This is a genomic window from Mesorhizobium sp. M7A.F.Ca.MR.362.00.0.0, from assembly GCF_004023175.1.
Lineage (GTDB): Bacteria > Pseudomonadota > Alphaproteobacteria > Rhizobiales > Rhizobiaceae > Mesorhizobium.
Genome location: NZ_RZTF01000208.1, coordinates 1 through 7536, shown reverse-complemented (window position 1 = coordinate 7536; position 7536 = coordinate 1). Strand labels below are relative to the sequence as shown.

At 63.6% G+C, this 7536-nt stretch carries 7 protein-coding genes; 4 read left to right on the top strand and 3 right to left on the bottom strand.

Going from position 1 to position 7536, the window contains the following annotated elements; translation table 11 throughout:
* On the top strand, positions 1-288 hold a 288-nt coding region (locus EOC06_RS22825; protein ID WP_245469923.1), incomplete at its 5' end, for a CAP domain-containing protein.
* 2 nt (positions 289-290) lie between these two features.
* On the opposite strand, the gene EOC06_RS22820 is transcribed toward EOC06_RS22825, so the two are convergent.
* The 3 genes from EOC06_RS22820 to EOC06_RS22810 form a co-directional block, all read right to left on the bottom strand.
* On the bottom strand, positions 291-1823 hold the full coding sequence (locus tag EOC06_RS22820) for a DHA2 family efflux MFS transporter permease subunit (protein ID WP_127331522.1): 1533 nt from the start codon (positions 1821-1823) through the stop codon (positions 291-293).
* Between the two features lie 306 nt (positions 1824-2129).
* Positions 2130-3311, bottom strand: a complete 1182-nt coding sequence (locus EOC06_RS22815) for an HlyD family secretion protein (protein WP_127271614.1) — start codon at positions 3309-3311, stop codon at positions 2130-2132.
* Positions 3308-3787: a MarR family winged helix-turn-helix transcriptional regulator gene (locus tag EOC06_RS22810; RefSeq protein ID WP_128308850.1), complete on the bottom strand. Its 480-nt coding sequence runs from the start codon at positions 3785-3787 to the stop codon at positions 3308-3310. Before EOC06_RS22810 ends, EOC06_RS22815 begins: the two co-directional genes overlap by 4 nt.
* Positions 3788-3983: 196 nt before the next feature.
* Here EOC06_RS22810 and EOC06_RS22805 point away from each other — a divergent pair, with 196 nt between their 5' ends.
* The 3 genes from EOC06_RS22805 to EOC06_RS22795 all read left to right on the top strand — a co-directional run.
* On the top strand, positions 3984-4592 hold the full coding sequence (locus EOC06_RS22805) for a CDP-alcohol phosphatidyltransferase family protein (RefSeq protein ID WP_128308847.1): 609 nt from the start codon (positions 3984-3986) through the stop codon (positions 4590-4592).
* Positions 4593-4628: 36 nt separating this feature from the next.
* The gene (locus EOC06_RS22800; protein WP_206631236.1) at positions 4629-6416 is read left to right on the top strand and encodes a bifunctional alpha/beta hydrolase/class I SAM-dependent methyltransferase; all 1788 of its coding nucleotides are present in this window, start codon (positions 4629-4631) and stop codon (positions 6414-6416) included.
* Between the two features lie 5 nt (positions 6417-6421).
* Positions 6422-7536: phosphatase PAP2/dual specificity phosphatase family protein (locus tag EOC06_RS22795; RefSeq protein WP_164898696.1), on the top strand; the 1115-nt coding region annotated here is incomplete at its 3' end.

Here is a 7536-nt window from a genome sequence, read left to right as displayed (position 1 = left end):
GCCCTGCAGCAGGCCGGCTACATGGCGCAGCGCCGCCGCATGAGCCACACCACCGGCTGGGGCAAGGATTTCGCCTCGCGCGTCAAGGACAATCGAATTTCCGGCGCCGCGGCGGAGAACATCGCCGAGGGTCGTTTCGACCTCGAGAAGCTGTTCGACATCTGGGTGCATTCACCTGGCCATCGCCGCAACATGCTCGACCCGCGCTTCACCCGCTTCGGCCTTGCATATGTGCGCGACGGCGGCGACAGCAAGCTCCGTTACTGGAGCCTCGTGCTCGGAAAATAGAGCTAGTCCATATGCGCTGCCGGCGCGCCGCCGGCAGGCGCCTGCTTTGGCTTGCGCAGCAGGAAAACAAACGGGATGGCAAGCAGCGTCATCACCATGAGTATTTTGAAGTCGTTGACGTAGGAAATCATCATCGCCTGCAGATTGACCATGCGATCGACCTGCGAAAGCGCCGTCGGATCGCCGCTCGCGGCGGCCGGAGAGACCGCCCAAAGATTGGGGTTGAACGGGTTGATGAAGGCCGAAAGCTCGGTGTGATTGATCTGCGTGTTGCGCACCATCAGAACCGTCACGACCGACACGCCTATGGACGAGCCAAGATTGCGCACCAGGCTGAACAGGGCCGTGGCATCGGTGCGGAAGCGAACGTCAAGCGTGGCGAAGGCGACGGTCGACAGCGGCACGAACACCATTCCCATCCCCAGGCCCTGGATGACGCCGGAGCTGATGATCAGCCAATTGTCCATCTGCGGCGTGAAGCTGGACATGGTGTAGAGCGACTGTGCGGTCAGGAGGAAGCCGATGACCACGAGGATCCTGGCGTCGATCTTGCTCATGAGCCGGCCGACGACCAGCATTGAAATCATGGTGCCGACACCGCGTGGCCCTATGACGACGCCGATGGTGACGGTCGGATAGCCGAAGATGGTCGACAGCATTGGCGGCAACAGCGACATGCTCGCCAGAATGAGCACACCCATGATGAAGATGAACGCCAGCCCGGTCACGAAATTGCGGTCGAGGAAGATCTTGGGATCGATGAAGGGGTGTTCGGCGGTCATGGTGTGAATGATGAACACCCAGAAGCCGGTGAGCGAAAGACCAAGTTCGATCCAGATCTCGACCGAGGAAAACCAGTCGACCTCGCCGCCGCGATCGAGCAGCAGCTGAAGCGCGCCGACGCCGAGCGATATCATGGCGAAGCCGAAGAAATCGAAGCCGCGCACGCGCCGGGCAACGGCCGGCAAGTAGGCGGCCATGCCGAGAAAGGCGACGATGCCGACCGGCAGGTTGATGAAGAACACCCAGCGCCAGTTGAAATTCTCGGTCAGCCAGCCACCCAGCGTCGGGCCCAGAATCGGCCCCAGCATGATGCCGGCGCCCCAAATAGCCATCGCCTGGCCATGGCGTTCCCTGGGGTTGATGTCGAGCAGGAAGGTTTGCGACAGAGGCACGATCGCCGCGCCGAACACGCCTTGCATCAGCCGGAAGAACACTATGCTCTCCAGGCTCCAGGCGATGCCGCACAGCATCGAGAATATGGTGAAGCCGACCACCGCCGTCAGGAACAGTTCCTTGCGGCCGAAGCGGTCGGCCAGCCAGCCGGTGACCGGCGTCATGATGGCGGCGGCAACGATGTAGGAGGTCAGCACCCAGTTGATGTTGTCCGGCGAGGCGCCGAGATCGCCCGTCATTGTCGGCAGAGCGACGTTGGCGATCGTCGTGTCGAGCGCCTGCATGACCGTCGCCAGCATGAGCGCGACCGTGATCAGGCCGCGATGCGGCACTTCTTTGAAGGGTTCGGGCGTGCTCATGGCGTGGAACTTCCAGCAGGTAACAAAAACGTGTACAAGGGGTTTCCGGGCGGCAACGCCTTCCGTTGAGAGACCCTCGTCGCGGTGGGACGCGATCGTCGATGTGGGGGTTACATCGACTGAAAGTCTCTGATGAGCGGATGCCTGCCGCCCGGAAACATGAGGACCGACGAGTCTGCCTCGGAGATTTCAGATTTCGGCCAGGCCGCGACGCGGCAGCGCCAAAACGCTGATCCTTCCAGCTCCTCCCATCAGACCAATCCTGCTATTCACCTCCGCCGCTGGTCCTGCGGCAATCTGTTGACGTTACTGCGCGGCCTCGCCAGCCGTGGCGTGACCAAAGATCGAGGGCAGGCCACGCGCCACGCCGGTGTCGACGGTAACGGTGGCGCTCATGCCGGTGCGCAACGCCATCTTGGCGTCCGCATCGATCAGTTCGAGACGAACCGGGATACGCTGTGTGACCTTGACCCAGTTGCCGGTGGCATTTTGGGCCGGCAGCAGCGAGAACTCGGCTCCCGTGCCGGCGCCGATCGCCTTGACCGTCGCCTCGAAGGTGCGCCCTGGATAGGTGTCGACCACGATCTCCGCCTTCTGGCCGGGCTTCATGTGGGTGAGCTGCGTTTCCTTGAAATTGGCATCGATCCAGGTGTCACCGGTCTCGACCAGCGAAAACAGCGGCGTGCCGGAACCGACATACTGACCGACCTTGAACGACGAGGCCTGGCTGACGATGCCGTCCGCCGGCGCCTTGACCGTGGTCTGCGCCAGGTCGTAGGCCGCCTTGTCACGCGCGGCGAGCGCGGCCATCACGGTCGGGTGCTTGTCGGTCTCGATGTCGGGATTGCCGCCAAGGCCTGCCTTGGCGCTGATGATCCCTTGCTCGGCAACCGCCAGCTGCTGCTTGGCCTTGTCGAGATCGTTCTTGGCTTCGTCGAGCGACGATTTGGCGTTGATGCCCTTCTGGGCGAGGTCGGCGGCGCGATCGAACTGCGACTGGGCGAAGGCGACCTGGCTGGCATCGGACTTTTGCTGAGCCATCGACTGGCCATAGGCCGCGCGCAACTGCTCGACATTGAGACGCGCGCCCGCAACCGCGGCGTCGGCCTGCGCCAGCGCGATCCGGTAGGGCTCGGGGTCGATGGCAAACAGCTCGTCACCCTGCTTGACCAGCTGGTTATCGAAGATGTCGACCTTAACGATGCGGCCGGCCGTGTCGGAAGCGATCGACACCTTGGCCTGCTGCAGATTGGCGTTCTCGGTCTCCTGATAGCGGCCGCCGGTGACCCAGACATAGCCGCCGCCGACAGCCAATGCCGCAGGCAGCGCGACCATCAGCAGGAAGCGGCCCAGCCGGCGCTTTTTCTTCACGGGCACTGGGGCCGGCTGCACCGGGGGAGCAACCGCCGGCGGGGCCGCGGCCGGCTGCGCCGGCGCTTCCATGTCCAGTTCGGTCACTTTCTCGTCTATCTTGGCTACCGCGTTCATGCTGCTGCGCCCTCTATATTCTTCACTTTTTCCATGGACGGCGTCTCGTCGTCGGTCAGGTTGCGGACCATCGCCTCAAGCCCTTCGATGAGGACGCGACGGGCTTCCGGCTTCACGCCGACCAGCGATTCCTCATAGACTTCTCCGGCAATGCTCTTAATCACGGCGTAGGCATCGCTTGCCTTGGGCGTCAGGAAGATCATGCGGACGCGACGATCGGCGGCGTCGGACCGACGCTCGATCCAGCCTCCCTCTTCCATGCGGTCGACCAGGCGCGAAACGCTGATCGGCTCGATTTCGAGAAGTTCGGCCAGCCGCGCCTGCGCGACACCGTCTTCCTTGGCAACGCGGACCAGAAGCCGCCATTGCGCCGAAGAAAGCCCCAAGCCACTGGCCCTCGCCTCGAAGCGCTTGCGCATCAAGCGCTGCACGTCGTGGATCAAGAAGCCCAATCTGTCGATGCCATCGGAAACCATAAGCGGCATATATAATAAGCGTGCTCACTATTCAAGACGCCGCGTTGCACGAGAAGCCGGCAAATGTGCATGGCAGCTTTGCCGGACCAATCATGGTTATCGATTTGCAAACGCATGATGGCCGTAGCCCCCGCTACACTGGTCGCGTCTGGCATATTGATGTACAGCCGCTGAACAGGATCGGGGGATCAACGCAATGCCGACGCTTTACGCTCTCAAGCCGGCCTTCCAGGGCCGACTGCGGCCGCTGGTCAATCGGTTGGCGGCAATCGGGGTCACGGCAAACAGCATAACCATCCTGGCGGCCGCGATGTCGATAGCCGCCGGCGCGGCCATTGCGATCTGGCACGAATGGCGCTGGCTGCTGTTGCTTATCCCCTTGGTGATGTTCGTGCGCATGGCGTTGAATGCCGTGGACGGCATGCTGGCGCGCGAGCATGGCCAAGCCTCGACGCTTGGCATGTATCTGAACGAGTTGTGCGACGTCGTTTCAGACCTCGCGCTGATTCTCCCTTTTGCCGTCTTTCCGGAATTTGGCGCATGGGGCGTCGTCGCCTTCGCGATAGCGGCCGTGCTGACCGAGTTCGCCGGCGTGCTCGGCATCGCTGCCAAGGTCGGGCGTAATTATGCCGGGCCGTTCGGCAAGAGCGACAGGGCGCTGGCGCTCGGCGTCGTCGCCGTGCTGTGCGCCGCCGGGCTGTGGCCGGCATCGATAGCGGCGTTTGTGTTTCCGGCCATGGCAACGCTTTCGCTGCTGACCGCCATAAACCGGATACGCGCCGGCATTATTGGCAGCGCCAGCTGAGCATCGAGGCTCGCCATGCCGCCAGAGGGGAAGACCATGATGCACGAACCGATCGCCGCCGCGGCCACGGAAAGCCTTGCGCGGCAAGCACAGGAGCGGGTTTTCCGCAGCCATGACGGGACGGAGATCTTCTACCGATTCTGGCCGGCGGCCTCCGCCGATGCCAAGGGCGCGGTGGTGCTCTTCCACCGCGGCCACGAGCATGGCGGTCGCATGGCCCATCTTGTTGATGAATTGCAGATGCCGGACCACGCCTTCTATGCCTGGGATGCCCGCGGCAATGGCCGTTCGGCCGGCGAGCGCGGCTATGCCCCGTCCTTCTCGGCCCTGGTGCGCGACATCGACTGCTTCATGCGCGAGATTGCAGCCAGGGATGGCTTTGCCACTCGGGATATCGCGCTGATCGCACAATCCTTCGGCGCCGTGCTGGCCGCCGCCTGGGTGCATGACTATGCGCCGAAGCTGCGCGCCATGGTGCTGGCCTCACCGGCCTTCTCGGTAAAACTCTACGTGCCCTTCGCCAAGGAGGGCATCGCACTCTGGCAGAAGATCAAGGGCCGCTTCTTCGTCAATTCCTACGTCAAGGCGAAATTCCTGACCCACGATCCCGTGCGCATCGCCTCTTTCGAGAGCGATCCGTTGATCACGCGGCCGATCGCTTCCAACATCCTGGTCGAACTCTATCAGCATGCCGCACGCATCGTCAGTGACGCCCGCGCCATCACCGTGCCGACCCAGCTTCTGCTTTCGGGCAGCGACTGGGTGGTGCGCCACGGCCCGCAGCACGAGTTCTTCGTCAATCTCGGCAGCCGCACCAAGGAACGCCATGTGTTGCCTGGTTTCTTCCACGACACGCTGGGCGAGCGCGACCGGGCAAAGGCCCTCGACCTGATCCGGCCATTCCTGGCCAGGCAGTTCGAGGCACCCGATGCGCCGGTCGACCTTAAGCAGGCGGACATTGCCGGCTACACACGCGACGAGGCCGATAGGCTTGCCTCGCCGCTCGCTCTGATGTCGCCAAAGGGCCTCTATTGGGCATTCAGCCGTGCCTCCATCCGCATGGGCGCCTGGGTCTCGCAAGGTATGAAGGCCGGCGTGACCACCGGCTTCGATTCCGGCTCGACGCTTGACTACGTCTACGAGAACAATGCGCGCGGGCTTACGCCTCTTGGCCGCGTCGTCGACCGCATTTTCCTGGAGGCCATTGGCTGGCGCGGCATCCGCCAGCGCAAGCTGCATCTCGAAGAGCTCATCGGCTCTTGCCTGGCGACGCTCAAGGCCGCTGGCCGGCCGGCGCACATTCTCGACATCGCGGCCGGCCATGGCCGCTATGTTCTCGATGCCATCGTGAAGAGCCCCGATCAGCCGGCGAGCGTTCGCCTGCAGGATTATTCCGACCTCAACGTCCAGCTTGGCCGCAAGCTGATCGCCGAGCGGCAATTGCCGGCTGATGTCTCATTCCAGCGCGCCGATGCCTTCGATGCCGACATGCTCGCTTCGATCGATCCAGCTCCGGATCTTGCCATCGTTTCCGGCCTTTACGAATTGTTCTCCGACAATGCGATGATAGCCCGCTCGCTCGGTGGATTGGCCAGCGCCATGCAGCCGGGAAGCCTGTTGCTCTACACCAACCAGCCCTGGCATCCGCAGCTCGAGATGATCGCCCGCAGCCTGACTTCGCATCGCGGAGGCGAGGCCTGGGTGATGCGGCGGCGCACGCAGGGTGAGATGGACCAGCTCGTCGAAGCCGCCGGTTTCGAAAAGCTCGACCAGCGCATCGACCAATGGGGCATCTTCACCGTCTCGGTCGCACGGCGCCGCTGAGCAGCATGGCCTCGTCGCTTGCACCCATCGCGCGCACCGAGCCTTATGGACGGGTGGTCGTCAGGGCCGCGCTATGGCTGGCCTTCCTGGCGCCGTTCTTCTACCTCAGCTACGGCTTCGCCAACTGGCTGGCCTCGCGGCGCGACGAGGTCGGCAGCATCGTGTTCTCGTGGGAACACAGCATTCCCTTCGTCGCCTGGACCATCGTGCCCTATTGGTCGATCAACCTGTTCTACGGCCTGTCGCTGCTGCTCAACAACGACAGGCAAGGCGTCGACCGCCTGGCCGGGCGCTATCTCACCGCGCAGGTCGTCGCCGTTATCTGCTTCATCCTGTTCCCGCTGACCGCGACATTCGTGCGACCGGCGACGACCGGACTGCCCGGCTTCCTGTTTGCCGTGCTCGGCGGTTTCGACAAGCCGTTCAACCAGGCACCCTCGCTGCACATCGCCCTTTTGGTGATCATCTGGGATCATTGGCGCCACCGGCTCCGCGGGTTGCTCCTGCCGCTCTGGCATGGCTGGAGCTTCCTGATCGGTGCCTCGGTGCTGACGACCTGGCAGCATCACTTCATCGACATTCCGACCGGCGCGCTGCTCGGGTTCTTTGCGCTGTGGCTGTTTCCGCGCAGCGGCGCGTTGCCGTTTTCAGGCTTCCGGCTGACCAGCGATGTGAAAGCGCGGCGGCTGGCGCGGTTCTACGCGCTGGGCGCGGTCCTCGCGCTGGCCGGTGCAGCGCTCGGCGCCTTGTTCTGCGCCGTCGCGCTCTTCCTGCTTTGGCCGGCGCTGGCGCTGGCCATCGTCGCCTTCGCCTATGCAGGAGCAGGCGAAAAAGTGTTCCAGAAATCCGCCGATGGCAGCATCACGCTCGCAAGCCGTGTCCTGCTCTTGCCTTACCGTCTCGGCGCCAGGGCCAACATATGGGCCTGGACGCGCAAACTTGCTCCCCAGGTGGCGATTGCCGACGGCGTCTTTCTCGGGCGCTTTCCCACGGCACGCGAGGCCAGCAGCTTCGGCACGGTCATCGATCTCGCCGCCGAACTTAAGAGGCCTGCGGCAGCCGATTGCCGCTGGATCAGCTTTCCGATGGTCGACCTGTTGCCGCCGCCAGTGGCGATACG